The sequence below is a fragment of the Saccharopolyspora indica genome (genome assembly GCF_027853965.1).
GTDB classification, from domain to species: domain Bacteria; phylum Actinomycetota; class Actinomycetes; order Mycobacteriales; family Pseudonocardiaceae; genus Saccharopolyspora; species Saccharopolyspora indica.
This window is the reverse complement of the sequence record NZ_JAQGLB010000012.1, coordinates 143,050-167,833: the sequence shown is the minus strand read 5'-3', so window position 1 is coordinate 167,833 and position 24,784 is coordinate 143,050. Positions and strand designations below refer to the sequence as shown.

General features: G+C 71.5%; 23 protein-coding genes. 9 read left to right on the top strand and 14 right to left on the bottom strand.

Annotated features, from left to right (window positions below; translation table 11 throughout):
* Positions 1 to 42 precede the first annotated feature (42 nt).
* Entirely contained in the window at positions 43 to 639 is a 597-nt protein-coding gene (locus tag OU416_RS25160; protein ID WP_029536209.1) for a response regulator transcription factor, read from the bottom strand.
* Between the two features lie 299 nt (positions 640 to 938).
* The gene (locus OU416_RS25155; RefSeq protein WP_270929478.1) at positions 939 to 2,024 is read right to left on the bottom strand and encodes a MerR family transcriptional regulator; all 1,086 of its coding nucleotides are present in this window, start codon (positions 2,022 to 2,024) and stop codon (positions 939 to 941) included.
* A gap of 200 nt (positions 2,025 to 2,224) precedes the next feature.
* On the opposite strand from OU416_RS25155, the gene OU416_RS25150 reads away from it, so the two are divergent.
* A complete protein-coding gene (locus OU416_RS25150) occupies positions 2,225 to 2,530 on the top strand; it encodes a WhiB family transcriptional regulator (protein WP_093155089.1) in 306 nt (101 codons plus the stop codon).
* Between the two features lie 173 nt (positions 2,531 to 2,703).
* Here OU416_RS25150 and groL read toward each other — a convergent pair whose 3' ends face one another.
* Complete coding sequence (groL, locus tag OU416_RS25145; protein WP_270929477.1) at positions 2,704 to 4,326, bottom strand: chaperonin GroEL; 1,623 nt, start codon at positions 4,324 to 4,326, stop codon at positions 2,704 to 2,706.
* A gap of 131 nt (positions 4,327 to 4,457) precedes the next feature.
* Positions 4,458 to 4,748 (bottom strand): co-chaperone GroES, encoded by a 291-nt coding sequence (groES, locus tag OU416_RS25140; protein WP_010316109.1) that lies wholly within the window; start codon positions 4,746 to 4,748, stop codon positions 4,458 to 4,460.
* Between the two features lie 758 nt (positions 4,749 to 5,506).
* Between groES and OU416_RS25135 the strand changes: the two genes are divergently transcribed.
* Positions 5,507 to 7,081, top strand: coding sequence for an alkaline phosphatase D family protein (locus OU416_RS25135; protein WP_270929476.1), 1,575 nt, complete (start codon positions 5,507 to 5,509; stop codon positions 7,079 to 7,081).
* 119 nt (positions 7,082 to 7,200) lie between these two features.
* Positions 7,201 to 7,791 (top strand): SanA/YdcF family protein, encoded by a 591-nt coding sequence (locus OU416_RS25130; RefSeq protein ID WP_270929475.1) that lies wholly within the window; start codon positions 7,201 to 7,203, stop codon positions 7,789 to 7,791.
* 134 nt (positions 7,792 to 7,925) lie between these two features.
* Here the strand turns inward: OU416_RS25130 and tsaD are convergent, their stop codons facing one another.
* From tsaD to tsaB, 3 genes are read right to left on the bottom strand one after another with little or no spacing between them, the layout of a single operon-like run.
* Complete coding sequence (gene tsaD, locus OU416_RS25125) at positions 7,926 to 8,981, bottom strand: tRNA (adenosine(37)-N6)-threonylcarbamoyltransferase complex transferase subunit TsaD (protein WP_270929474.1); 1,056 nt, start codon at positions 8,979 to 8,981, stop codon at positions 7,926 to 7,928.
* Entirely contained in the window at positions 8,978 to 9,445 is a 468-nt protein-coding gene (gene rimI / locus OU416_RS25120) for a ribosomal protein S18-alanine N-acetyltransferase (protein WP_270929540.1), read from the bottom strand. The genes tsaD and rimI overlap by 4 nt, the downstream gene beginning before the upstream one ends.
* A gap of 11 nt (positions 9,446 to 9,456) precedes the next feature.
* Complete coding sequence (gene tsaB / locus OU416_RS25115; protein WP_270929473.1) at positions 9,457 to 10,104, bottom strand: tRNA (adenosine(37)-N6)-threonylcarbamoyltransferase complex dimerization subunit type 1 TsaB; 648 nt, start codon at positions 10,102 to 10,104, stop codon at positions 9,457 to 9,459.
* Positions 10,105 to 10,230: 126 nt separating this feature from the next.
* Here tsaB and OU416_RS25110 point away from each other — a divergent pair, with 126 nt between their 5' ends.
* Entirely contained in the window at positions 10,231 to 10,554 is a 324-nt protein-coding gene (locus tag OU416_RS25110) for a hypothetical protein (protein WP_270929472.1), read from the top strand.
* A gap of 80 nt (positions 10,555 to 10,634) precedes the next feature.
* Here OU416_RS25110 and OU416_RS25105 read toward each other — a convergent pair whose 3' ends face one another.
* The 3 genes from OU416_RS25105 to allB all read right to left on the bottom strand — a co-directional run bounded on the left by OU416_RS25105 (position 10,635) and on the right by allB (position 15,966).
* Positions 10,635 to 13,184: a DUF6493 family protein gene (locus tag OU416_RS25105; RefSeq protein ID WP_270929471.1), complete on the bottom strand. Its 2,550-nt coding sequence runs from the start codon at positions 13,182 to 13,184 to the stop codon at positions 10,635 to 10,637.
* Positions 13,181 to 14,497 carry an SWIM zinc finger family protein gene (locus tag OU416_RS25100; protein WP_270929470.1) on the bottom strand — a complete coding sequence of 439 codons (1,317 nt, stop codon included), beginning with the start codon at positions 14,495 to 14,497 and terminating at the stop codon, positions 13,181 to 13,183. Before OU416_RS25100 ends, OU416_RS25105 begins: the two co-directional genes overlap by 4 nt.
* A 113-nt stretch (positions 14,498 to 14,610) precedes the next feature.
* A complete protein-coding gene (gene allB / locus OU416_RS25095) occupies positions 14,611 to 15,966 on the bottom strand; it encodes an allantoinase AllB (protein ID WP_270929469.1) in 1,356 nt (451 codons plus the stop codon).
* A 295-nt stretch (positions 15,967 to 16,261) separates the two neighbouring features.
* On the opposite strand from allB, the gene OU416_RS25090 reads away from it, so the two are divergent.
* A complete protein-coding gene (locus tag OU416_RS25090; RefSeq protein WP_270929468.1) occupies positions 16,262 to 17,422 on the top strand; it encodes an aspartate racemase/maleate isomerase family protein in 1,161 nt (386 codons plus the stop codon).
* Between the two features lie 89 nt (positions 17,423 to 17,511).
* Here OU416_RS25090 and OU416_RS25085 read toward each other — a convergent pair whose 3' ends face one another.
* From OU416_RS25085 to OU416_RS25070, 4 genes are all read right to left on the bottom strand, one after another.
* Positions 17,512 to 18,639, bottom strand: coding sequence for a glycerate kinase (locus OU416_RS25085; protein WP_270929467.1), 1,128 nt, complete (start codon positions 18,637 to 18,639; stop codon positions 17,512 to 17,514).
* Positions 18,640 to 18,917: 278 nt separating this feature from the next.
* Positions 18,918 to 20,621, bottom strand: coding sequence for a glyoxylate carboligase (gene gcl, locus OU416_RS25080; RefSeq protein WP_270929466.1), 1,704 nt, complete (start codon positions 20,619 to 20,621; stop codon positions 18,918 to 18,920).
* A gap of 271 nt (positions 20,622 to 20,892) precedes the next feature.
* A complete protein-coding gene (locus OU416_RS25075) occupies positions 20,893 to 21,771 on the bottom strand; it encodes a 2-hydroxy-3-oxopropionate reductase (protein WP_270929465.1) in 879 nt (292 codons plus the stop codon).
* Between the two features lie 20 nt (positions 21,772 to 21,791).
* Positions 21,792 to 22,592 carry a hydroxypyruvate isomerase family protein gene (locus OU416_RS25070; RefSeq protein WP_270929464.1) on the bottom strand — a complete coding sequence of 267 codons (801 nt, stop codon included), beginning with the start codon at positions 22,590 to 22,592 and terminating at the stop codon, positions 21,792 to 21,794.
* Positions 22,593 to 22,795: 203 nt separating this feature from the next.
* Here OU416_RS25070 and OU416_RS25065 point away from each other — a divergent pair, with 203 nt between their 5' ends.
* The 4 genes from OU416_RS25065 to uraH all read left to right on the top strand — a co-directional run bounded on the left by OU416_RS25065 (position 22,796) and on the right by uraH (position 24,780).
* On the top strand, positions 22,796 to 23,053 hold the full coding sequence (locus OU416_RS25065) for a thiamine-binding protein (protein ID WP_270929463.1): 258 nt from the start codon (positions 22,796 to 22,798) through the stop codon (positions 23,051 to 23,053).
* Positions 23,031 to 23,429, top strand: coding sequence for a helix-turn-helix domain-containing protein (locus tag OU416_RS25060; RefSeq protein ID WP_270929462.1), 399 nt, complete (start codon positions 23,031 to 23,033; stop codon positions 23,427 to 23,429). The genes OU416_RS25065 and OU416_RS25060 overlap by 23 nt, the downstream gene beginning before the upstream one ends.
* Before the next feature lie 512 nt (positions 23,430 to 23,941).
* Positions 23,942 to 24,448: a 2-oxo-4-hydroxy-4-carboxy-5-ureidoimidazoline decarboxylase gene (gene uraD, locus OU416_RS25055; protein WP_270929461.1), complete on the top strand. Its 507-nt coding sequence runs from the start codon at positions 23,942 to 23,944 to the stop codon at positions 24,446 to 24,448.
* A complete protein-coding gene (gene uraH, locus OU416_RS25050; RefSeq protein ID WP_270929460.1) occupies positions 24,445 to 24,780 on the top strand; it encodes a hydroxyisourate hydrolase in 336 nt (111 codons plus the stop codon). Before uraD ends, uraH begins: the two co-directional genes overlap by 4 nt.
* Positions 24,781 to 24,784: the final 4 nt, after the last annotated feature.

Sequence of the window (24,784 nt, the reverse complement as noted above, 5' to 3'; positions counted from 1 at the left end):
GCTCGCGCAGGGTCGGCGTTCTCGTCGACCGCCGGTGGCGGGTCAAGCGACGAGGCCGCGGCGGAAGCCGTGCGCCACGGCCTGCGCGCGGTCGCGCACGCCGAGCTTGCGGAACAGCCGGCGCGCGTGGGTCTTGACGGTGTCCTCCGAGAGGTAGAGCTCGCGGCCGATCTGGCCGTTGCTCTTGCCCTGGCTCATGCCCCGCAGCACCTGGAGCTCGCGCTCCGTCAGCTGCACACCGGGGTCGGACGGCTGTCGGGGAGCGGGCACCGAGGTGCTCGCGAGGGTGTGCGCCAGCGCCGCGACCAGTTCCGGGCGCGAGGCGTCCCAGCGGAGGTAACCGCGGGCACCACCGGCGATGGCGGCAGCGATGCTGGCCGCGTCGTCGGGGGCGCCGAAGACGATCACGTTCGCTTGCGGGTGGGCGGACACGAGCCGTCTGGTGGCTTCCACGCCGTTCGGGACCGCGCGCTGGGTACCGACCAGCACGACGTCCACGGCTTGCCGCGAGAAGCGGGCCAACAGCTCGTCGCCGTGGGCGACGCAATCGATTCGGCTCACTCCGGGGACAGCTGACATCACACGAGTGAGCCCTTCCCGGACGCTACGCCGGTCATCGCAGATCAGGACCGTCGTCACGGGAACTCCTTTCCTGCAGGCGGGTGACGTTCCACCTCCCCTATCGGACGCAGGGGCCAAAACCTTGACACGATCCGGTGCTTAATCCGTCAAGAAATTTCGCAGCCACCCCATCCGGGCCCCGTTCACCGGAACGGAGCAAGGAGGCGGGCAACTACCCCGTGCAGTCGCCCATCACCCGTCATACCTGCAGTATTCACCCGATTGCGGCCCGTTGTGACCGTGATTTCGCCCGTCCGCAGGAACCCAGCGGCACACCCTGACACGATTGATGTGAATTAGGTCACACTGAGCTCAGGTCAGCCCAGAACCGTCTCCGAAACACGCGTCACAGCGGTCTCCAACGAGCCGAGGAGTTCCGCGTGCGCGGGCAGCGCCTCGGGCGACCACCCAGCACCCGCCGCGAACGCGCGAGCGCGCTGCCGCGTGATCGGGATGTCCTCCAGCACCCGCGGAGCCGCGTAGTGCGGCTGGTCGGCCCACAGCACGACTGCGGCGGGCGCAGAGCGCCGGACGGCGGCGGCGAGGCCCTCACGGGGCAGTGCGGCGCCGAACAGGCGGTGCCCGACGCGGTTGGCGGCCAGCGCGGCGGCGAGCGCCACGAGCTCCAGCTCCTGCGCCTCGCCGGGCACCGGGGCGAGCACCACCGGGCGCGGGTTGAGCGGGGCCGGAGCGGACGCGATCACCGAGCGCAGCGCCGTGGAGGCGCAGTCGACCAGCAGCTGGAGGACCTCGACACCGGAGCCGGACCGCTGGCGGCGTTCGCTCACCGCGCGCAGGACGGGTTGCAGCATGCCCTGCCACACGGCCACGACGCCGTCGGACTCCATCGCCTCGATCAGCAGCCGCTGCACCGACCAGGAGTCCAGCGCGAGCGCGGCCCGCCCCAGCCCGCGCGCCTCGGGACCCGCGCCGGTGAGCTTGAGGCCGCGACCGCCGGTGTTGGAGCCGCTGACGAGCTTGATGTCGCCCTCGCCGTCCAGCACACCGGACAGCAGGACCGGACCGTCACCGCCGTCCTCCGGCTGCTCGGCGACCTCCGGGGAGCGCTGCGGCAGCGGCGCGGCGACGGTGCGCGCGTACCTGGCGGCCTCCATCGGCGAGGCGCCGCGCAGCAGGGCGCGCTGCATCTGCTCGAGGCGCGCGATGTCGGCCGGCCCGTAGCGGCGGTGCCGGCCGCTGGTGTGGTCGCTGGGGCCCAGCCCGTAGCGGCGGTCCCACGTGCGCAGGGTCGCGGGCGCGACGCCGAGCCTGCGGGCCACCGCCGCGACGCTGAGCCGCGGCTCGTCGTCCGGCTCAACACCGTCCGAGGTTCCCGACTCGTCGATCGGGACAGGGGTGTCCTCCCCGGGTGCAGGTTCCGGCCGCGTCGTCACGCGGGACATATTCCGGTTCCCGCCCGCGCAGGGCAAGCCGGTCGCGGAAACGATCACGTCTTCCGAAAAGATCACCCCAATGATGAACAAGTTTTGACGCGATAAGGGTTGAACAAGTTTTGGCGCGGTTCTACGGTTGGATCATGCGAGGCTGCGGCGGGCCCGTCGCAGCAGGGGAGGGGATCCACCGGTGGGAGGTGGTTGTCGCAATGGCAGACACTCGACGTCTTCCAGGACCGAACGCCGATATCTGGGATTGGCAGATACGAGGCTCCTGTCGAGGCATGGACAGCGCGTACTTCTTTCATCCGGACGGCGAGCGGGGCCCGGCGCGAGCTCGGCGCGAGGCGAAGGCAAAAGAGGTGTGCCAGCACTGCCCGGTGATCGCCCAATGCCGCGCCCACGCGCTGGCGGTGCAGGAGCCGTACGGCATCTGGGGCGGGCTGTCGGAGTCGGAGCGAGAAGTGATCATCAAGGCGCGCAAGCGCCAGCAGCTGGCGGTCGCGGCCAGCTGACCCGCTTGCGCTGATCGAGGCCCGCAGCGCCCGGTCCCGCCGGAGTCGAATGGCCACGAGGGGCGTCATTCGGCTCCGGGCAGGCGAGAACGAGATCGGGGCGGCACCCGTGCTGGGTACCGCCCCGATCTCGTCGTGCTCAGTTGTCAGCGGTCAGACCGCCGGGTGGAACGTCAGTGGCCGTGCCCGTGGCCGTGGCCGTGACCGGCGTCAGCGGCCTCTTCCTCGGGCTTCTCGACGACCGCGCTCTCGGTGGTGATCACCATGCGGGCGATGGAGGCCGCGTTGGCGACCGCGGAGCGGGTCACCTTCAGCGGGTCCACGATGCCCGCCTGGACCAGGTCGCCGAACTCGTCGGTGGCGGCGTTGTAGCCCGAGCCCCAGTCCAGGTCGCGGACCTTGGACACCACGACGGCGCCCTCCTGGCCCGCGTTGGCTGCGATCCAGTACAGCGGCGCCTCCAGCGCGCGGCGCACCAGCTGCACGCCGGTGGCCTCGTCACCGGAAAGCCCGAGGTCGTCGGAGAGCACCTTGGCGGCGTGGATCAGGCTCGACCCACCGCCGGGCACGCTGCCCTCCTCGGCCGCGGCCTTCGCAGCGGCGACCGCGTCCTCGATGCGGGACTTGCGCTCCTTGAGCTCGGTCTCGGTGGCCGCGCCGACCTTGATCACCGCGACGCCGCCGCCCAGCTTGGCCAGGCGCTCCTGCAGCTTCTCGCGGTCCCAGTCGGAGTCGGTGGCCTCGATCTCCTTGCGGATCTGGTCCACGCGCTCCTTGAGGGCCTCGGCGGTGCCGCGGCCGTCCACGATGGTCGTGGTGTCCTTGGTCACGGTGACCCGGCGAGCCGAGCCCAGCACCTCCGGACCGGCCTCGGACAGCTTCAGCCCGACCTCCGGCGCGATGACCTGGGCGCCGGTGGCGACCGCCAGGTCGTCCAGGAACGCCTTGCGGCGGTCGCCGAAGAACGGGGCCTTGACCGCGACGACCTTGAGGGTCTTGCGGATCGCGTTGACGGCCAGGGTGGACAGCGCCTCGCCCTCGACGTCCTCGGCGATGATCAGCAGCGGCTTGCCGTTCTGCGCGATCTTCTCCAGCAGCGGCAGCAGGTCCTGCAGGCCGGAGATCTTGTCCCGGTGCAGCAGGATCTGGGCGTCCTCCTGGACGACCTCCTGGCGCTCGGCGTCGGTGACGAAGTGCGGGGAGATGAAGCCCTTGTCGAACTGCAGGCCCTCGGTGATCTCCAGCTCGGTGGCCAGCGTCGAGGACTCCTCGATGCTGATCACGCCGTCCTCGCCGACCTTCTCCATCGCCTCGCCGATCAGCGCGCCGATGGCCTCGTCGCGGGAGGAGACGGTGGCGATCTGGGCGATGTTGTCGCGGCCCTTGACCGGGGTGGCCTTGGCCTTGAGGGCCTCCACCACGGCGTCGGTGGCCGCCTGCACACCATTGTTCAGCGAGGCCGGGTTGGCGCCCGCGGCCAGGTTGCGCAGGCCCTCGCGGACCAGCGACTGGGCCAGCACGGTGGCCGTGGTGGTGCCGTCGCCCGCGACGTCGTTGGTCTTGGTCGCGACGTTCTTGGCGAGCTGGGCGCCCAGGTTCTCGAACGGGTCGCTCAGCTCGATCTCGCGAGCGATGGTCACGCCGTCGTTGGTGACCTGCGGTCCGCCGAACTGCTTGTCCAGCACGACGTGCCGGCCGCGCGGTCCGAGGGTGACCTTGACCGCGTCGGCGAGCTGGTTGACGCCGCTCTCCAGCGCGCGCCGGGCCTGCTCGTCGAAGGTGATCTGCTTAGCCATGGTTGCAACAGCCCTTCACAGGTGCCTGATCTGGTCTTTCCGGTCCCGGGGCACGGCACCCCTGGACATGGGTCCGCCCCGGGGTCCCGCGGTCGGGACCGCCGGGGCGGCAATGCTCCACGCGTGGTGCGTCAGTTGACGACGGCCAGCACGTCGCGGGCGGAGAGGATCAGGTACTCCTCGCCGTTGTACTTGACCTCGGTGCCGCCGTACTTGGAGTAGATGACGACGTCACCCTCCTTGACATCCACCGGGATGCGGTTTCCCTTGTCGTCGACGCGACCCGGGCCGACGGCCAGAACCTTGCCCTCCTGGGGCTTTTCCTTGGCGGTGTCCGGGATCACGATGCCGGACGCAGTCGTCGTCTCGGCCTCGCTCGCCTGGACGACGATCTTGTCCTCAAGCGGCTTGATGCTCGCCACGGTGTGACCTCCACCTTCTGGGGCCTTCGAAGCGTTGTCTGGGTTAAGACGGCTCCGTGGCTCCCCGCCGTCGCGGGTGCCGGGGCGCTGCGGCGCCGTTCTGCTAGCACTCTACCGATGAGAGTGCCAACGCTCAACAACCACCCGCATCCCCCGATCGCAGGAGTGTCGCAAGCGGCCCTCCGCGGCCGGCGGGCCCGGCCACCGAGCGCGCACGACCCGGTTCGCAGCGCGACCGCGGCGGCCCGCGGTGCCGCCCACCTGGGATGTTGTGACAAGTGATCAGCTGTGCGTGATCTTCGCAGGTAGATCGGCATGCGGGATAAGTCACCAATACCGGAGGCAGTGCACGGATGTGGCGTTCGGTGCCCTATGTTGCCTGGCATGCCAGCCCTCTCCAAGCCAGCGAACCGGCCGTGGGAACGACGCCCCCGACCCGCGCGCCCACCCGGCCCGCCTGGTCCGCCGACTCGGGCCGGTTGGCGCCCGAAGTGACCCGGACCACCACCCGACCCCGAGCAAGCACAAGTCCCCGCTGACACCCGTGCCCAGCGCCTCGGCGCTGGGCACAGCGCTATGTCCGCCGAGGTGCCGCGGCGGGCCCGATCGACCACCGAGCCGCCGCACCCGCGACGGCGGGCTCAGCGAGCGTTGAGCCGGGTGGCGGAACCGGTGGCGAGTTCGTCAGGAATTCACCTGAAGCGGCCCTCATTCCGGTAGTTTCCGGCGTTCGACCGGAACGAACTGGAGGGCTTGCGATGACCGAATCCCCCGTCCCGTTATCCAGGCGGGTCAGCCGACGCGCCGTGCTCCTCGGCGGTGCCGCCGCGCTCGGGGCCACCGCGCTCGGTGGATCCGCGCTGGCCAACGCGCTGGCCATGCCCGGCGCAGGCGTCCGGCGACTCGCCGATCCGTTCACCCTCGGCATCGCCTCCGGCGATCCGCTGCCCGACGGCGTCGTGCTGTGGACCCGCCTCGCGCCGGAGCCGACCGCCGACGACGGCCTGGGCGGCATGCCCGACAAGGTCGTGCCGGTGCAGTGGGAAGTCGCCGAGGACGAGCAGTTCAGCAAGATCGTGCAGAGCGGTGAGGCGCAGGCCGCACCGGAGCTCGGGCACAGCGTGCACGTCGAGCTGGAGGGGCTGCGGCCCGGCGCGGAGTACTTCTACCGCTTCCGCGCCGAGGGCGAGATCTCGCCGGTGGGCCGCACCAGGACCGCTCCGGCGCCGGACGCGCTCGACGAGCTGACCATGTGCTTCGCCTCCTGCGCGCACTACGGCGAGGGCTACTTCACCGCCTACCGCCGGATGGCCGAGGACGACCCGCACCTGATCCTGCACCTCGGCGACTACCAGTACGAGTACCCGGCCAAGGCCGAGGACGTGCGCGAGGTGCTGGGGCCGGAGACCCGGACCCTGGCCAACTACCGGCAGCGGCACGGCCAGTACAAGACCGACCCCGACCTGCAGCTGGCGCACGCGACCGCGCCGTGGGTGGTGGTGTGGGACGACCACGAGGTCGAGAACAACTGGGCCGACGAGGTGCCGGAGAAGCCCGACGACGGGTTCCTGGACCGGCGCAAGGTGGCCTTCCAGGCCTACTACGAGAACATGCCGCTGCGCAGCACCGCCAAGCCCTCGGGCGTCGACCTGCAGCTCTACCGGCGCCTGCGGTGGGGATCGCTGGTCAACTTCCACATGCTCGACACCCGCCAGTACCGCGACGACCAGGCCTGCGGCGACGGCTGGCAGTCCGGCTGCACCGACCGGGAGGACCCGAACCGGTCGATCACCGGCGCCGAGCAGGAGAAGTGGCTGCTCGACGGGTTCCGCGACACCACCGCGCGCTGGGACGTGCTGGGCCAGCAGGTGTTCTTCTCCAGGCTCGACCGCGGGATCGGCGACGAGGAGAAGTACAGCATGGACTCCTGGGACGGCTACGTGGCCAACCGCGACCGGATCGCCGACGCGATGGCCGACAGCCCGGTCCGCAACGGCGTGGTGCTCACCGGCGACGTGCACCGGCACTGGGCCGCGGAGATCAAGCGCACCAACGACAAGCCGGACTCCCCCGCCGTCGGCACCGAGTTCGTGACGACCTCGGTGACCAGCGGCGGCGATGGCAACGACGACGGCAGCGAGGACGTGCTCAAGGAGAACCCGCACGTGAAGTTCTACGCCAACCGGCGGGGCTACGTGCGCACCAAGTTCACCGCGGCCGAGCTGCGCGCGGACTACCGCGTGCTGGCCAAGGTGTCCGAGAAGGACGCCCCGGCCGAGACCGCGAAGTCGTTCGTGGTCGAGGACGGCAAGCCGGTCCTGAACCCGGTGTGATCCTCCGCTGGCGGTGCCCCGTGAGTGCTTTGCGGTGCTGCAGCCCCACGAAGCGCTCACGGGCCCGCGCGGTGATCGCGGAGCGGCGACGGGTTCGGCCGCGATGGCACACTTGCCGGGTGCGCGGACTGTGGGTTGGCCTCCTGGGACTGGTCGGGCTCGGTGTGGTGACCGGATTGCCCTCGGCGTGGGCCTTCGCGCGCAGCGCGGGGCGCATCCGGTCGGCGACCGACGTGCCGGAGGCCGAGGTGGGCGTGGTGCTCGGCGCTGGGGTGCGCTGGGACGGCACGCCCAGCCTGATCCTGCAGGGGCGGCTGAACGTGGCCAAAGAGCTCTACGACGCCGGGAAGATCCGGCGGATCATCGTCAGCGGCAGCCCCGAATCGCGCGGCTTCAGCGAACCCGTGGTGATGCGCCACCACCTCGTGTCGCACGGCGTCCCCGCCGATGCGATCGCGCTCGACGAGTCCGGTGTGGACACTTGGCGCTCCTGCGTGCGCGCGGCGGGCGAATTCGGCCTGCGCGAGCTGACCGTGATCAGCACGGACTTCCACCTCCGCCGCGCGGTGGCGATGTGCCGCCGCCTCGGCGTGGACGCCCACGGCGTCGGCCACCACGCGGCGGCGGACTGGCGCCTCCAGCGCGTCGCAGCGCGCGGGGTCCGCCGCGAATTCCTCGCCACGGTCAAGGCCTTCTGGTTCAGCCACTGACCGCCGTCACCCGGGCCCTGGTCAATTTCGCGCGAAATTGACCGGCGTGTGGTGCGCGGGACGGCCTTTGCGCAGGTGGTGGTGGGTTGGGCTCGGATGCGGGGTCGTACCGGAAAGTGTTCGCCCGCGGTGGATCACTGGACGACGATGGTGCTGACCGGGAGGCCCGGGTTGGCAGGCATGTCCAGGGGCGACGGCTTCGCGCCCGAGGCCAGGACGTGCGCTCCCAGGGCCGCGATCATCGCTCCGTTGTCGGTGCACAGGCGCGGGCGCGGGACGCGGAGCGTGATGCCCGCCTCCGCGCAGCGCTGCGCCGCCAGCTCCGACAGCCGGGAGTTCGCCGCCACCCCGCCGGAGATCACCAGGGTGTCCACTTCCAGGTCGCGCGCCGCGCGCACCGCCTTCGCGGTCAGCACGTCGGCCACCGCTTCCTGGAAGGAGGCGCACACGTCCGGGACCGGGATCTCCCGGCCCTCGCGCTGCTCGGTCTCCACCCAGCGGGCGACCGCCGTCTTCAGGCCGGAGAACGAGAAGTCGTACTTCGCGTCGCGCGGTCCGGTGAGGCCGCGCGGGAACGCGATCGCCTTCGGGTCGCCGAGCTTGGCCTGCTCGTCGATCGGCGGACCGCCCGGGTAGGGCAGGTCGAGGATGCGGGCGACCTTGTCGTAGGCCTCGCCCGCCGCGTCGTCGATGGTGGTGCCGACCTCGGTGATCTTCTCGGCGATGCCCTCCACCAGCAGCAGCTGGGAGTGCCCGCCGGAGACCAGCATCGCCAGGCAGCGGTCCGGCAGCGGACCGTGCTCCAGGGTGTCCACGGCGACGTGCCCGCCGAGGTGGTTGACGCCGTACAGCGGCACGCCCAGCGCGGACGCGTAGGCCTTGGCCGCGGCGACGCCGACCATCAGCGCGCCCGCCAGGCCAGGCCCGGCGGTCACCGCGATTGCGTCTACATCGGACAGTTCGAGGCCGGATTCGTCCAGCGCGCGGCGCATCGTCGGCGCCATCGCGGCGAGGTGCGCGCGGCTGGCGATCTCCGGCACCACGCCGCCGAAGCGGGCGTGCTCGTCGACGCTGGAGGCCACCGCGTCGGCCAGCAGCTCGACCGTGCCGTCAGCGGCCAGCCGCACCAGGCCGACGCCGGTCTCGTCGCAGGAGCTCTCGATGCCGAGCACCACCCGGTCCGCAGTCATTCCCCGGTCTCCGTTCCCGCCGCGGGCCGGCGCATGGTGTGCGCGTCGGCCCCGGACGGCTGGTAGTAGCGCTTGCGCAGGCCGACGATCTCGAAGCCGTGCTTGCGGTACATCGCGATCGCGGTTTCGTTGTCGGTGCGCACTTCCAGGAACGTCGTCGCCCGCTGCTCGTCGGCCCGCGCCAGCAGCGCCCGCAGCAGCGCCTTGCCCACACCGGTTCCCTGGTGCCCGGGCTCGACGCCGATGGTGTGCACCTCGGCCTCGGCGTGCGGCGCGCTGCCGACCACGGCCAGCCCGGCGTAGCCGATCAGCCGCCCGTCGAGGTAGGCCCCGACGTAGTAGTGGCCCTGGTCGAGCTCGGAGGCGAACGCCTCCCACGACCACGGGTCGTCGCCGGGGAAGAGCACCCGCTCCAGCTCCGCGCAGCGCTTCAAGTCGGCGCGGCGGAGCTTGAGCACCTCCAGCGCGGTGGTGGTCACTTGGCACCCCTGGTCAGCACGGACTTCCGCTTGCTCGGCAGCTCCGCGTCCGGTCGCCGCAGGTAGAGCGGCACCAGCGGAGCCGGTTCGGCGTCCAGCGTCGCCGCCGCGACCAGCCCCAGCGGCGTGGGGTAGCGCGGCTCGACGACGGGCAGGTCGAACGCCTCGGCCAGCTCACCGGCGGCTGCGGTGCAGCCCTCGGTCGGCACGTCGGCGGGCCGCTGCACGTGCGGGCCGTCGATCCGGGTCCGCCCGGAGTAGGCGGCCCAGTAGGCCTCCTTGCGGCGCGCATCGGTGGCGACCAGCAGCTGCCCGGTGACGTCGGCCTGCGCGGCGATCGCGTCGAGGCTGCACACCGGGTGCACCGGGCGGCCGCACGCCTGGCCGAGCGCCGCGGCGGTGACCATGCCGACGCGCAAGCCGGTGAACGGGCCGGGCCCGGCGCCGACGACGATCGCATCGGCGTCGGCCAGCACGTGTCCGGCTTCGGTCATGACGTCGAGGAGCTGCGGCATCAGCAGCTCTCCGTGGGCGCGCGGGTTGATCGTGACGCGTTCGGCGAGCGTTCGGGGCCCACCGTCGTCCAGCGCGACCAGCCCGGCGGTGACCGCAGGGGTCGAGGTGTCCAGCGCAATGACGAGCACGGTTACTCAGCGTACGTCAGCGCTGGTGAGGTGGGGCTTGCCACCCCGGTGCCCGAACCGCCGACGGGCGGGGCCGCCGCTTGGCATGATCTTCGTTGACGCATATCCGGCGACCAGGGGTTTCAGATGTTCGGCAAGAAGCTAGAGACGCACATCATCGTGCTCAACGACCTCGACGACGGCCGGGAAGCGGTCCGGCGCGCGCTGGAGACGGCCGGTGCCGAGGACGTGCCGGGCCTGCAGAGCGCGCTGCGGATCCTCGACGAGGCGGCCTCCGCGGAGGACCCGAAGATCCGCTGGACCCGCGAGGTCCTGGCGAAGGCCGGGATCGACCCGCTGGAGCGCGAGGTCCACGCGGTCCGCGAGGTCCGCAAGGAGCTCCCGGGGCTGTCCCTGGTGGGCGCCGTGGACATGGTCCGCGCCCTGAACCCGGATGCGAAGGGCCGGTAGCTCCGTTTCCGCTGTTCAGTGCCCGTGAGTGCTTTGGGGTGCTATAGCCCCACAAAGCACTCACGGGTACCTGTGGCAACTCAGGGCAGCAGGGCGCGGAGCCTGCGGGCTTCTTTGGCGAAGCGGCTGGAGCCGCTTCGCGCGGCGGCCTCCGGCAGGCCGGGCACCGGTTCGGCGGAGCCGGTCCGGCCGACCACTTCGACGCCCAGGGCCAGCAGGTCGGCGAGGCCGGGCGCGGGGCGTTCGCCGTCGCTCGGCAGCTTGCGCTCGATCAGCGGCGCGATCAGCTCCCACGCGGGCCCGGCGAGCCCGGCCCGGAGGACGTCCCGCACGGACTGCGCCACCCGCCCCAGGACCACCTCACCGCGCGTTGCCAGGTCGGCGAGCGCACGTCCGACGTCAGCGGCCTGGAGCTCCTCCCGGCCGGTCAGCGTGATCACCGCGTCCACCGCGCAGGCGCGGTCCGCCGCTTCGCGGGCGTTGAGCGCCAGGGCCAGCACGGTGTTCATGCCGTCGCCGATCGGACCGTGGGCGTCGACCAGCGCGCTGAGCACCGCGGCGATGTCGCGCGCACCGTCGTCGAACAGCGCTGCTTGGTGCGCGGCGCTGATGTCGCGGTGATCGGGCAGGAACTCCGGTGCTGCCGTTCGCGCGAGATCAGCTGAGGAGTACGTGCCGGTCGCGGCGCTGTCGAAGGACTCGCGGAGCGGGCCCGCAGCGTCCGGGAAGGTGACCACCACGCGGGTCCGGTCCTCGTAGTCCGCCGCCCACGGGCCGATCCGCACCGGGACCACGGCGCGGCGGATCTCGGGATGTCCGAGGCCGCCGTCGTCGAGCCACTTCGCGACCTCCGCGCCCGCCGCGCCCGAGCCCCGGACCCGGTCCGCGATCGCGGCGTCGCGGGGCAGTCGGAGCAGCGCCAGCGCGAGATCGTGCGGCCACGGCTCGAATCCCAGCTCCGCCGCGCGTTCCAGGCGTTCGGCCAGCGCTTCGGGGTCGATCAGCCCGGAGCCCTCGGTCGGGGTGGACATCAGGAACGGCCGGGGAGCGTGGGCGAGCCCGATCGAGATCTCGTGCAGGCGGAGCATCGGCAACCTGCTGTGCTTCACGCGGCGTTCGAGGCGTTTCGCCCACTCCTGCTCGCCGGGGATCGCGGACGGGATAGGGCTGGTGAGACCGCCCTGGCAGTCGCCGGTCGCAGCGCGCACGACCGCCAGGAACTCCCCGCCCTCCCACGGTGCGTGGACCCGCATGCTGTCCCAGTCCGGGAGGCCCGGCTCGTACCAGGGGTTTCCCGGGTGCAGTGCGGTGAAGGCGGCGCGCAGGGCCGCTCGGTCGGTGAAGGCGAACTCGACGGTCGCGGCGAGGGCGCGCTCGGCCACCATCGGATCCTCCGGCGGCAGGCTGCGCGCGAAGATCGCCATCAGCTCGTCCACCGAGGTGATGGGCGGTGGCATCTCGCGGCGACCGGCGGCCACGGGCACGGGCAGCGGCTCGGGCTCGGCGGTGCCGAACACCTCGGCCGCGCGTTCCCGGAGGTCCGGCGGGAGCTCGACGGCGGCGATGTCGGCGCACGTCTGCGCGTCCAGCCGGCCGGCGTGGTCGAGCAGCCGCGTCAGAGCTCGTTCTTGCACGTCAGGAGCATCGTGGTGGAGAGCGTCGACGAAGGCGGGCAGCACCTCCGGCCGGGTGCCGACGACCTTGCCCAGCCACGCCAGCTGGGCGCGGACCAGCTTCTTCTCCTTGCGGAAGAACACCGCCCGGCTGCCGTCCAGCAGTGCGTCGGTCGTCAACCGGCCCGCACCGTCCAGGCGCTTGAGCTCCCGCTGCGCCAGCGCGGCCACCGTCGAGTAGCTGTCGGGCAGGAGCGCGATGTAGTCCTGGGTGCGGGCCGCCACCTCGTCGAGGCCCGGGGCGAGCTCGTCGTGCACGGTGATCAGCGTTTCCGCGCCGTCCCGCTTGACGCCGAGCTGCAGCGCGGCCAGCACCCCGTCCAGCAGCATCGACCGGTCGAGGACGCCGTCGGCGGCGAGCTTCACGAGCAGGCGCGGCCAGGTGCCCGCCCCTTCCCACAGCTCGTGCGGCATCTCGAACAGCCGCGGGACCAGGGCCAGGAAGCGTGGTTCCGCGACGTGGTTCCGGATGCCGAGCGGCCACCAGAAGACGTAGCCGTCGCTGTCCGGCAGCGTCTCGCCGGCGATCTCGGTGATGAGCCGCCAGAGATCGGTCGGCGGTGAGCCACCGGGACGGAGCCGTTGGGCGAGCTTGTCGGCCAGCTCCGGCAACCACGGCACGCCCCGGCGGCGCAGGACGGTCAGGACGTGGTCGAGTGCCGGGGTGCCGTAGTGCCTCAGCAGCCGGCGGTGGTCGGGGCGCATCGGCCGGTCGAGGCTGTTGCGGGACAGCCACGGCACGAGCGCCGACATCGGGAGCACTGCCGCGCCGACGACCGCGAGCGGTGCGGAATACCTTCGACTGGTGGGGAAATCCGCCTTCCGCACCGTGCGCTCGAACTCCGTCACCGGCTTGACGAGCGCGCGGCGCTCCTCCGGACCGGCGTCGTCGAATGCCGCTTCGATGGCCGCCAAGTCGCCTTGGTCGAGCAGTTCCTTCAGATCGTCCCAGTTCATCCGCGCACTCCGTTCCGCGCCACGTCCACGGCGAGCGCGTGCTTGCACTTCCCCCTGGTACCGCCGAATTCCGCCCACCACCGGCAGGTGCAGCCGCCTGCCCGCACCCGGTGCTCGCGCTCTCCGGCGGTCACCGTCGCGCTGTCGCCGTCGATGCGCACCGCGCCTGCCTCGACGAGCGCTCTCGCGTTGCGGAGGCGGGGGTTCATCGCGTCGACGGCCTTCGCGTCGTAGGGAAGTTCGCGGTGGAAGTGGGCCGCTTCGGCGAGGTCGTAGCCGATCCGGCCCGCGGTGCCGAGCTGGATCAGGGCGTCGCGGACCCGGGCCTGCGGCAGGCCGGAGCGCTCGGCGAGCAGGTCGGTCTCGACCCGCGGTTCGAAGGCCAGCAGCGCGCCGATCAGCTCCGCATCGGCCTCGGCGTCGTCGGAAGCCAGCGCGTCGAGCACCGCGCCTTCGCCGGAGAAGCCGCGGTCGCTGCCCGGTGAGAGGGCCAGCACCAGCCGCATCCCCGGCAGGTCGAGCTCCCAGGCGCTCGCGGTCGGCCGGTTGTCGGGCCGCGGTCCGTACACCCGCAGGGCCTTCGCGAAGCGCAGCAGCGGGACCAGGGATTCCAGCCGTTCCGGGCCCGCGATGCAGACGGCACCGGGAACCGGGGAACCGGTCAGCCGCAACGAGCGCCCGGCGGGCACCGCCCACAGCGCCCGGCGCGATCCGGACGGCAGCGACTTGAGCAGCCGCGCGGCATCGGCGGCGGACAGCTCGGCGCGCGGCTCGAAACCGGCTGTGATCACCTGCACCTCGGCGAACCCGCGCAACCACCGCTGCGGCAGCGGCACCTTCTTCTCCAGCACCGAACCGCCGAGCGCGGTCGCGGTCAGCTCGTCCGGCCCGACCGACAGGTGCAGCGGATCGCGGCCGCCGACCTTCGCCAGCATCCGGCGCAGCGGCTCGTTGACGTCGACGTTGGTGGTGCCCCGGTCGTGCACCTCGCCGTCCAGGCCCGCGGAGAGGACGTCCAGGCGCGCGTAGACCCCGCCGCAGCGCGAGAAGGACTCGAAGCGCAGCCGGCCCCCGTCGCAGGTGACCACCGGATCGCGGAACGCGGCGCGACCGGCCGCGTCCGGGTACTGGGACCGGGCGACCCGTGCGACGGCGAGCAGGCCCGATGCCGCGGGCGCGGCCTCGGTGAGGAACCCGGTGAAGAACCGGGGGTTGGCGCTCTGCCCGGTCCCGCCCGCGGTCTCCAGGCCGAGGTGCCGGTCGGCGAGCGCCGAAGGCCGCCGGTAGGCCAGGACCTGCTGCACGTCGCTCATGCGCAGGACGTTAACCGCTGTTCCCGACAGGCGGGCAGGTCATTTCCGCCGTCAGTCCTCTTCGGACCGACGGGCCGTGAGCGCGCGACTGCTGTGCGCTCACGGCCCCGGTGTCAGCGGGTGAGGAGGTTGCCCTGCGGACCGGTCGCCGCGTCGGGGCCGACGATCTGCGTGCCGCGGAGCCAGGTTTCGCGCACCACGCCCGCCAGCGGGCGACCGTGGTAGGGCGAGACCGGGTTGCGGTGGTGCAGCTGGTCGACGTCCACCACGAAGGCCGCGTCCGGGGCGAAGACGCAGAAGTCCGCGTCGTTGCCGACCGCGATGGAGCCCTTGCGGTGCACGCCGGCGAGCTCGGCGGGCTTGCGGGACATCCACTGCACCACCTCAGCCAGGCTGTGGCCGCGCACTCGCGCCTGCGTCCACACCGCGGGCAGGCCCAGCTGGAGGCTGGACACGCCGCCCCAGGCCACGCCGAAGTCGCCGATGTCGAAGCGCTTGAGCTCCGGGGTGCACGGCGAGTGGTCGCTGACCACGCAGTCGATGATCCCGTCGGCCAGGCCCTGCCAGAGCAGTTCCCGGTTGCGCGCCTCGCGGATCGGCGGGCAGCACTTGAACTGGGTCGCGCCGTCGGGGACCTCCTCGGCGCTGAAGCTCAGGTAGTGCGGGCAGGTCTCGACGGTGACCTTGACGCCGTCGGCGCGCGCCGAGGCGATCATCGGCAGCGCGTCGGAGGAGGACAGGTGCAGGATGTGCACCCGGCCGCCGATCCGCCGGGCCAGCTCGATGACCTGCGCGATCGCCACGTTCTCGGCGCCGCGCGGGCGGGAGTTGAGGAAGTCGCCGTAGGTCTCGCCGTGCGCGGTGGGCGCGTGCTCGATGGCGTCGGAGTCCTCGGCGTGCACGATCATCATCGCGTCGTAGCGGGCCAGTTCGCGCAGCGCCTCGTCGAGCTCGGCCGGGTTCAGCGGCGGGAACTCGTCGACGCCGGAGTGCAGCAGGAAGCACTTGAAGCCGAACACCCCGGCCTCGTGCAGGCCGCGCAGCTCGCCGAGGTTGCCGTGCACCGCGCCGCCCCAGAAGCCGACGTCGATGTGCGCCTTCTCGCGCGCGGTCTTGCGCTTGATCTCCAGCGCGCCGGTGTCGATGGTCGGCGGCAGGCTGTTCAGCGGCATGTCGAGGATGGTGGTGACGCCGCCGGCCGCCGCGGCGCGGGTGGCCGTGTCGAAGCCCTCCCACTCGGTGCGACCCGGGTCGTTGACGTGCACGTGGGTGTCGACCAGCCCCGGCAGCAGCACCTCGTCGGCGGCGAGCTCGATGGTGCGAGCCGCGTCGAGCTGGGCGTCGAAGGGCTCGACGGCGGCGATGCGGCCGTCGCGGACGCCGACGCTGCCGGACGTCTCCCCGTTCGGGCCGATGAGCCGACGTGCGCGGAACACGACGTCGAACGTCGCGGTGGCTGCCTCGGACAACTCGGTACCTCCTGGACTCAACTGTTCAACAAAGTGTTGAACCTTCGGCGGTTCCGGTCAAGCCCCCACGGCCGGAAAGCGCGAGATTCTTCCGCATTGTGAAGTATACTTACCGATTCATGAAATACTCCGGCAGAAGCCGGGCCGCGTCAAGAACCACCGACGGAGCATCGATTCAGCCCGCCCCCAGCATCCACCCAGGTCTTGACAGGTGCTGCGACGGCGCTGTTTGGTATACCGCATCCCGGATCGCGCAGCGCCTCCCGACGCCGGAGCCCGCGCGGGAGGAGTCGCCGTGCCCCGCATCGGAATGCTGACCCCTTCGTCGAACACCGTGCTCGAACCCGTCACCTACCGGCTGCTGTCCGGCGCGGAGGAGGTGACCGCGCACTTCAGCCGGTTGCCGGTCACCGCGATCTCGCTGGCCGACGAGCAGCGCGGCCAGTTCTCGGTGGCCCGGACGTCGGCCGCCGCCGAGCTGCTCCGGGACGCCGCGGTGGACGTCGTGGTGTGGAACGGGACCGCAGGCTCCTGGCTCGGCTTCGACTACGACCGGCAGGTCTGCGATGCGCTGTCGCAGGTGTGCGGCGTTCCGGCGACGACGTCGACGCTGGCGCTGCGCGAGGCCTTCCGCGCCTTCGGCGTGCGGCGGCTGGGCCTGGTCACGCCGTACACCGGCGACGTGACAGCGCGCATCGCGGAGACCTACGCGGCCGAGGGCGTCGAGGTGGTGGCCGACGAACGGCTGGAGATCACCGACAACTTCTCCTTCGGCGAAGTGCCCGAGCAGCGGCTGGTCGAGATGATCCGAGCCGCCGCGCCCGGCGCGCAGGCGGTGGCGCTGGTGTGCACGAACCTGCGCGGCGCCCTCGCGGCGGCCGAGCTGGAGCCGGATCTCGGAATCCCCGTGCTGGACAGCGTTTCCGTGACGTTGTGGCAGGCGCTCGACCTGCTCGGCGGCCGTCCCCTCGACCGCGGGAGCGTGCTGCTGTCCGGCTCGACGCGGGCAGCGCTGCGGGAGATCTGCGCCCTGCTCCGCGCGGCGACCGGCTCGGACCGGACGACGGTGCGCCTGGACCTGCCGTCGCAGCGCCTCGGCGTCGACCTGGCCGCGGCCGAGGACACCGGCCCCGGTGTGGCGGCCATCCAGCACGACGCGGGCCTCGACCAGCGCGCGCTGAACACCGTCCGGTGGCTGGAGGAGCACCGGAAGACGCTGGTGCAGCCGCACTTCCGCACCGGCCCGCGGCCTCCGCAGGCCCTCGTCGACACCTACGGCGTCCGGGCTCAAATGCTCACCCCGGTGGAGGTCGACGGCACGATGGTCGGGTGGCTCTCGGTCCACAGCCTCACCGAGCGCGACTGGTCCCCCACCGACACCCAAGCCGTCGAAGCCGCATCAACCCAGGTCAAGGCCCTCCTCGCGCAGAACGGCGTCAATTTCGCACGAAATTGACGTTCACCCGGGTGACGGTCAATTTCGTACGAAATTGACCGTCCCCTCGCACGACGGAGCCGCCCGGGATGTGCCGCGGCCAGCACCGGTCAGGGCTTCAGGTGGTCGGCGGCGATGCGCTCCGCGAGTTCGGGGAGGAGGGTCGCCGCTTCTCGGATGCAGCGCCGGGCGTCCGGTTCGACGTCGGAGAGGGCGTAGACCGCTTCGATGCCCGCTTCGCGGAGACGCTCCGGGGAGAGCTCCGAGCGACCGGCGATCGCCACCACCGGCACGCCCGCGGCGCGGGCTCGGGCGGCCACTCCGGCCGGGCCCTTGCCGTGCAGGGTCTGCTCGTCGATGGAGCCCTCGCCGATGATCACCAGGCCCGCTCCGGCCAGCTGGCGGTCGAAGTCGATCAGCTCCAGGACGACGTCCACGCCGGGCCGCATGCGGGCTCCGAGCACCGCCAGGGCGCCGTAGCCGACACCACCCGCCGCACCGGCGCCCGGCTGCTCCGCCACGTCGCGGCCGCCCGCCGCCAGCACCGCGCGCGACCAGTTCGCCAGGGCCTCGTCGAGGAAGCGCACCTGATCGGGGTCGGCGCCCTTCTGCGGGCCGTAGACGTGCGCCGCGCCGCGCTCGCCGAGCAGCGGGTTGTCCACATCGGACGCGAGGATCACCTCGGTCTCCGCCAGCCGCGGGTCGAGGCCGGAGAGGTCCACCGACGCCACGCGGGCCAGTGGTCCACCGCCTGGGGGCAACGGGTGCTCCGCAGCATCCAAAACCCGCGCCCCCAGGACGGTGAGCATTCCGGCGCCGCCGTCGGTGCACGCACTGCCACCGACGCCGAGCACCACGGTTCGCGCGCCCGCGTCGAGCGCTGCCAGGATCGCTTCGCCGGTGCCCTCGCTGGACGCCGCCAGCGGGGCGAGCTCGTCCGGGTCCAGCAGCGCCAGCCCGGAGGCCGATGCCAGCTCGACCACCGCCGTGTCGTCGAAGATCGCGATCTCGGTGTCCACCGGCTCGCCCACCGGGCCGGCCACGATGACCGGGACCGGTACGTACCCGGCGGCCACCGCCGCCTGGACGGTGCCGTCGCCGCCGTCGGCGACCGGCGCCGACCGGATCTCCACCTCGGGCCGGACCCGGCGCAGGCCGCTGGCCACCGCTGCGGCCACCTCCGGCGCGGTCAGCGAGCCCTTGAACTTGTCCGGTGCGATCAGGACGGGTCCAGGCAAAGCGAACTCCCGTTGTGCAAAGGGGTAGGTGCTCCCCGCCGTGACGCCCGGCACGTGCACGGCGGGGAACACCGAGGGTCGTCGGACATTCCACCCGACCACCCCGTCTGTGGGAAGTGGGGACGGCGTTCACCGGAACACCACCGCGCGTTCCGGTGAACGCTCCCCTCGCAGGGCTGCCCTGAAGCCCCGCACGGGGTGCGTGAGTGTGTGACAGGACCGTTCGGCCCGGTTCCCAACGGGCCGAACCGCTCCAACGCACCCCGAGTCCAACCGGATCAGGCGTTCGGCACCGGCTCCGGTTCGATCATGGCGTCGATGCGGATGCCTCGCGCCGTGTTCGCCTCGCGCTCGATCATGACCTCGACCAGGACCGGGCGGCTGGTGGCGACGGCCTCCTTGCGGGCCCACTCGATCGTGTCCGCCAGGTCGGCGGGCTCGAACACGCGGCGGCCCGAGCAGCCGTAGGCCTCCATGATCTTGACGTTGTCCGTGCCGTGGTCGTCGTAGTGGATGTCGACCTCGGTCTTCATGCCGAACGCGTCGCCCTCGGCCTGGCGGATCAGGCCCAGGTACTCGTTGTTCAGCATGATGATCACGAACGGGATGTCGTACTGGGCGGCCACCGCCAGCTCCTCGACCAGGAACTGGAAGCCGTAGTCGCCGACCACCGCGACGACCTCGGCGTCCGGCTTCGCCGACTTCACGCCGATCGCCGCCGGGATCTCCCAGCCGAGCGGACCGGCCTGGCCGCACACCTGGTAGTGCCGCGGCAGGTGCGCGGTCTGGAACTGGCCGCCCCAGATCTGGTAGAGCCCGATCGCGGTGACGAAGTACGCCTCCGGCGGGAAGATCTGGTTGATCTCCCGGTACACCCGCGGCGCCTTGATCGGCACCGTGTCGTAGTCGTCCGGGCGGGTCAGGGTCTGCTTGAGCACGCCGACCCTGGCCACCCACGCCGAGAAGTCCTTGCTCGCCTTGCGCTTGCGGGCCGCGTCGATCAGCGCGTCCAGGAACAGCCTGGTGTCCGAGACGATGCCCAGGTCCGGCCCGAAGACCTTGCCGATCTGGGTGGGCTCGATGTCGACGTGGATGAACTTGCGCTCACCGCGGTAGGTGTCCAGCGCACCGGTGTGCCGGTCGCCGAAGCGGGCGCCCAGCGCCAGCACCAGGTCGGCCTCCAGGAACGACTGGTTGCCGTAGCGCTGGCTGGTCTGGATGCCGGTCATGCCCGCGAACAGCTCGTGGTCCTCCGGGAAGGACCCCTTGCCCATCAGGGTGATCTGCACCGGGACGCCGAGCAGCTCGGCCAGTTCGCGCACCTGCTCGTGGGCGTCGCCGAGGATCACGCCGCCACCGGCGAGGATCAGCGGGCGGTCGGCCTCCAGCAGCATGTCCAGCGCGCGCTCGACGCGCGGCAGGTGCGGCTCGACGGGCGCGATCGGCAGCGGGGCGTCCAGCGACGGGTCCCACTCGATCTCCTGCTTCTGCACGTCCAGCGGCAGGTCGATCAGCACCGGGCCGGGGCGGCCGGAGCGCGCGATGCGGAACGCCTCGCGGAAGATCCACGGCGCCTGCGCGGCCTCCTTGACCTGCACCGCCCACTTGGTGACCGGCTTGGCGATGTCGACGATGTCGACCGCCTGGAAGGCCTCCTGGTGCAGCTTGCTGGAGACCGCCTGGCCGGTGATGCACAGCATCGGGATGGAGTCGGCGATCGCGGTGTAGAGGCCGGTGATCATGTTGGTGCCCGCCGGCCCGGAGGTGCCGATGGCCACCCCGACCTTGCCGTTGGTGCGGGCCCAACCGTCGGCCATGTGGGTGGCGCCCTCTTCGTGGCGAACGATCAGGTGCTCGATGCCGCTGTCCTCCATCGCCGCGTACAGCGGGAGGATCGCGGCGCCGGGGCAGCCGAAGGTGATGTCCACGCCCTCGGACTTGAGCACGTCGACGACGGCCTGCATGACAGGGACTTTGGCCATGGTGTAAGACTTCCTCTCGGGTGCTGCGCGCACCTTGTTGGGAACGGGTCGGTGGTTGAAGTTGCTTGGCGGCGCTTGGACCGCCGACCCGTGACCGTCTTGCTGCCGACCGCTGCTGCGCGGCCGTTCTCGCTGCTCGGGCTCCGTGAGTGCTTCGGGGTGCTATAGCCCCTCGAAACGCTCACGTGCGTTTACCTGGTAGGTGGCGGTGCTGCACGGGATCTGCCGCAGGAGACGAGGGATTCTCCGTGCAGCACCGCGGTCTTCGGGCTCAGTCGCGGCCGTTGAGCTGCGTGATCTGCTTGAGCAGACCGGAGTGGTCGAGCTTGCCGTCGCCCTGCGCGACGGCGGCGGCGACCAGCTGGCTCACCAGCGAACCGAGCGGGATCGTCAGGCCCGCGTCGCGAGCCGCGGCCTGCACGATGCCCATGTCCTTGTGGTGCAGTTCGAGGCGGAAGCCGGGGGCGAACTCCCGGCCGCGCATCTTCCCGCCCTTGGCGTCGAGCACGGTGCTGCCCGCGAGGCCACCGCCGAGCACCTTGAGCCCGGCCTCGGTGTCCACGCCGTGCGCCTCCAGGAACACCAGCGCTTCGGCGACCAGCGCGATGTTGCCCGCCACGATGAGCTGGTTGGCGGCCTTCACGGTCTGCCCGGCACCCGACGGTCCAACGTGGACGATCGTGGTGCCGACCGCGCCGAGCACGTCCTGCGCGGCGGCGAAGGTGTCGGCCTCGCCACCGACCATGATGGACAGCGTGCCGTCGATGGCCTTCGGCTCACCGCCGCTGACCGGTGCGTCCAGCGCGCGGACGCCCTTCTCCGCCGCGGCCTCGGCCACCCGGCGCGAGACGTCCGGGCGGATGGTGCTGCAGTCGATGAGCAGCGCGCCCGGCTTGGCGTTGGCCAGCACGCCGTCCTCGCCGAGCACGACGGCTTCGACGTCCGGCGAGTCCGGCAGCATGGTGAAGATGATGTCGGCGTCGCGCACGGCCTCGGCAGCGGTGGCCGCGGCCTTGCCGCCGTCGGCGACCAGCTTGTCGACCTTGGCCTGGCTGCGGTTGTAGCCGACGACCTCGTGACCGGCCTTGACCAGGTTGGCCGCCATCGGGCCACCCATGATCCCCAGCCCGATGAATCCGACCTTGCTCATGGAGTTACCTCCGTTGTCCTTCAGCGCTTGATCCAGCCGAAGCTGTCCGCGCTGGCTCCGCTGGGCTTGTACTCCAGGCCGACGTGTCCGCGGTAGCCCGCGGCGTCGAGCTTGGTGAAGAAGTGGTCGAAGTCGATCTCGCCGGTGCCCGGCTCGTTGCGGCCCGGGGCGTCGGCGATCTGCACGTGGCCGATGGCCGCGCCGTGCGCGTCGAGCGCCGCGTCCGGGTCGTCGCCGTTGACCACCAGGTGGTAGATGTCGAACAGCAGGCGGAGGTTGTCGTCGCCGCCCGCGGCGCGCACCCGGTCGATCACCGCGATGGCGTCGGCGGCCGTCTTCAGCGGGTAGGCGGGCATGCCGCTGACCGGCTCGATCAGCACCGCGCCGTCGATGCGCGACACCGCCTTGGAGGCGCGCAGCAGGCTCTCGGTGGCGACCTGGTCCTGCGCGGCCGGGTCGACGCCGTCGATCCGGTTGCCGTACAGGGCGTTGAAGGCGCGGCAGCCGAGGCGCTCGCCGATGCCGACGACGACGTCGACGTTGTCGGCGAACTCGCCCGCCCGGTCGGGGTTGGACAGCACGCCCCGGTCACCGGCGGGCATGTCGCCCGCGAAGAAGTTCAGGCCCACCAGGGAGACCCCGGCGTTCTCGACGGCCTGCACGAACCGGTCCACGTCGCGGTCGGCGGGCACCGCTTCCGGGAACGGCCACCAGAACTCCACCGCGTCGAAACCGGCGGCCTTGGCCGCCGCGGGCCGGTCGAGCACGTCCAGTTCGGTGAACAGGATCGAGAGGTTGACCTCGTACCGGTTCGGATCCATGGGCACCCCCTCGGGAGAAGTTTCGGAGATTTCGCATCAGATCGAAGATTTCGCGATGCGGAAGTCTTGTTTCGTACAGCGATAGATTAGCGACTGTCGTCAAGCCGGTCAACGGGCCCCCGCCGAGTTACCCGCGAGTCACGAACCACGTGGCGCAGCGCGGAGATCGGCACCGGCTACGGTGCGAGCAGGGAGGTCGCACCATGATCTTGCGAGCTGAGTTCACCACCGAGCCCTTCGAGGGCGAGGGCGAGCCACCGGCGCACGCCGTGGCCGCCCGCGACTGCCTGCGCGCCGCGGGCCTGGAGCCCGACTTCGGCCCGCTGGGCACTTCGATCACCGGCGACCGGGAGACCCTGCTGCCCGCGCTGGCCAGCGTCGTCGAGACCGTGCTGGACACGGGTGCGAACCGGATCACCCTGCAGGTGACCGTCGACGATGCCGACGGCGACCAGGTTTAGGCTGGTCAGCGTGCATCCGCTCGCCAACGCGATCGCCCCGCTGCTGGAGCACATCGGCGGCACCGCCGTGCCTGCGGACCAGCGCAGGCCCGGCGACATCGTCCTGTACTGGGAAGACGCCCCGGCGGTGGCCGTGCGGCTGCCCGGCGAGGAGCTGACCAGCGCCCTGGACCGCATCATCCGCGCGGTCGAGACCGAGCTCGGCGGCCACCTGCCGGACCTGCCGCGCCCGGACAAGCAGCGCGCGGTGCGCCTGCTGGAGGAGCGCGGCGCGTTCAACATGCGCAAGTCCGTCGAGACGGTGGCCAAGGCGCTCGGCGTCAGCCGCTTCACGGTCTACAACTACCTCAACCGCGAGCAGGCCGACCGCAACTGACGCCGCCGGGCCACCCTTCGGCAGGTCGGGCCACCTCGGCAGGTCAGCCGGGTCCACGGCCCGGCGATTTCGCGCGAAATCGCCGGGCCGCACGCGTGCGGAGTGACGCTTTCGCGCGAAATCGCCAGCAGGCCCACCCCGCCCCAGGCCGGGCTCCGCATCCACCCGTTCAGGGCTCGTGAGTGCTTTGAGGGGCTACAGCACCCCAAAACACTCACGGCCCCATCGGACGCACAGCAGGCACCCCCAACTCACCGATCGCGACAAAACGGGTGAAACCGACACCTTCGCGACCTGCTCGAACCGTCCAGGTTGTGCCGTTCGCACAACGCGCCATCAGGATTTTTCAACAAAGTGTTGACACTTGGCGCAGCGCAGTCGTAGCTTTTGCCGCACCGAAGCTCTGACCAGCAGCCGCAGCACAGCCCGGGCATGCTCGGACGTCACGTCCGCCGCCTGGCGCTCCCCCCGGAAAACCTTCCGGGGCCGCCCACATCCTGTGAGAGTTTGCGATGTCAACAACCACCCGACCGGACCGGCTCAACGGCCTGCCCCGCGCGGAACTCGTCGAGCAGCTGCTCGCCTGCCTGGACATCCCGCGCTGGGCCGACGACATCGCCGACCAGCGCCCCTTCGCCGACGACGACGCTGTCTACCGGGCCGCGGACGCCGCGGCCCCGGCGCTGACCCGCGAGGAGCTCGACCAGGCGCTGGCCGCGCACCCGCGCATCGGCGACCGGCCGCAGGGCTCGGGCACCTCGGCGAAGTTCTCCCGCAACGAGCAGGCCGGCGTCGGCGACGACGCCGAGCTGGCCCGCGCGCTGCGCGAGGGCAACGAGGCCTACGAGCGCCGCTTCGGGCACGTCTACCTGGTCTGCGCCAGCGGTCGCAGCGGCGCGGAGCTGCTGGAGGTCCTGCACTCCCGCCTGGACAACGAGCCGGAAACCGAGCTGCGGATCGTCGAGGACGAACTCCGCAAGATCGCACGTCTGAGATTGGCAAAGGTGATCGAAGGATGAGTGCCGTCACCACGCACGTGCTCGACGCCGCACGGGGCAAACCCGCGGTCGGCGTCGCGATCCGGCTGGAGGCCGCCGACGGCGACGGGTGGGCTGCCGTCGCCGACGGGCGCACCGACGACGACGGCCGGATCAAGGACCTGGGACCGGAGCGGCTGGCCGCCGGGGACTACCGGCTCACCTTCGACACCGGCGCGTACTTCGAGGGCCAGGGCACCGAGTCGTTCTACCCGCAGGTGCAGATCACCTTCCGGATCGCCGATCCCGAACAGCACTACCACGTTCCGATTCTGCTGAGCCCGTTCGCCTTTTCCACCTACCGAGGGAGCTGATCAC